A 1,417-nucleotide genomic window follows, 5' to 3' on the forward strand; every position below is an offset into this window, starting at 1 on the left:
GAGCCGGCCGCCCCGCCGCTCATCGCCCACCGCCTCGCCGCCCTTGCCGAGCGCCTGCAGGAAACCTGCTGCGCCCTCTCGCCGATCATCGCGGCGACCCACCCGGAAACCCAATGAGCCCGACCCCCGCACTGCTCCGCGAGATCATGACCAGCCAGGTGCGCAGCCTGCCACCGTCCGCCACGCTGCGCGAAGCTGCCCACCGCATGGCCGCCGAACACATCTCCAGCCTGCTCGTCATGGCCGATGGCAGAGCCCTCGGCATCATCACCGAAAGCAACATCCTGCGCAGCCTGCATGAGCACCAGTCGGGCGATGTACGACTCGATGCCATCATGTCGCGCCCGCTGATCACCGCCCCGGCCGATCTCGATATGACCAGCGCCCGCCATCTGGTCGAACAACATGGCATCCGCCACCTCGTCGTCGTCGATGCGGCGGGCCGGGTCTGCGGCATCGTCAGCGACACCGATTTCCGCCTGCGTCTGGGCAGCCAAGCCTTCGGCCACCTGCGCACGCTGGAAGGCATCATGGACCGGAACATCCCGAGTTTGCCGCCCACAGCGACGCTCGGCGAAGGCCTGGCCAGCATGGTCGGGCATGCCGCCGACTACCTCATCGTCAGCGCCGACAACAAGCCGCTCGGCATCATCACCGAACGCGACATCCCGCGTCTGATCAGCGTTTTCGAAGACCCGCACGGGGCCAGCCTGGGCCAGGCCATGAGCACGCCCGTGCACAGCGTTCAGGTGGACGTGACGGTGACCACGGCGCTCGAAACGATGAACCATTTCCAGCTTCGCCACATGGTCGTGCTGGCCGACGACGGCCGGATTCTCGGCGTCATCAGCCAACGCCGGCTGTTCGAGCAATTAGCCCTGGAACGTCTGGAAAGCGCCATGCTCCAGGCTCAGCATGAACGCCAGCGGCTGCATCTCGAAACGCACCTGCGGCTGGCCCTCGACGGGGCCGCTGCCGGCAGCTGGGAATATAGCCACCAGAGCGGCTACCTGATCGCCAGCGACGGCCTGCTCGCCATGCTCGGCCATACGCGAAACAGCGCCCCCGAGACCAAGACCGACTGGATGGCGCAAATTCACCCCGACGACCGGCATTTACTGGCTGCTACGGTCAACGACAAAAATCGCCCGAAAAATCATTCCCGGGTCCTCGAATACCGGATTCGTCACAGCGACGGACGCTGGTTATGGGTCGAGGATCGCAGCTGCGTCGTCGAGCGCAACGCCGACGACAGCCCGAGCGTCACCACCGGCGTCGTCAACGACATCACCGAACGCCAGATCTCCCGCCAGCAGATCACCCGCCAAAACCGCGCCCTGCGCATGATGAGCAGCGTCGCCCAGTCGCTGGTCCGCCACCGCGATGAAAAGCAGATGCTGGCTGACGTTTGCTCGGT

Annotated in this window: 1 protein-coding gene; it reads left to right on the plus strand. The window is 65.6% G+C overall.

The window, feature by feature from the left end; genetic code table 11:
* Positions 1–113 precede the first annotated feature (113 nt).
* On the plus strand, positions 114–1,417 hold a 1,304-nt coding region (locus ADADOO_RS00950), incomplete at its 3' end, for a CBS domain-containing protein (RefSeq protein ID WP_511274292.1).

It is taken from the genome of Azonexus sp. (genome assembly GCF_036170495.1).
Lineage (GTDB): Bacteria > Pseudomonadota > Gammaproteobacteria > Burkholderiales > Rhodocyclaceae > Azonexus.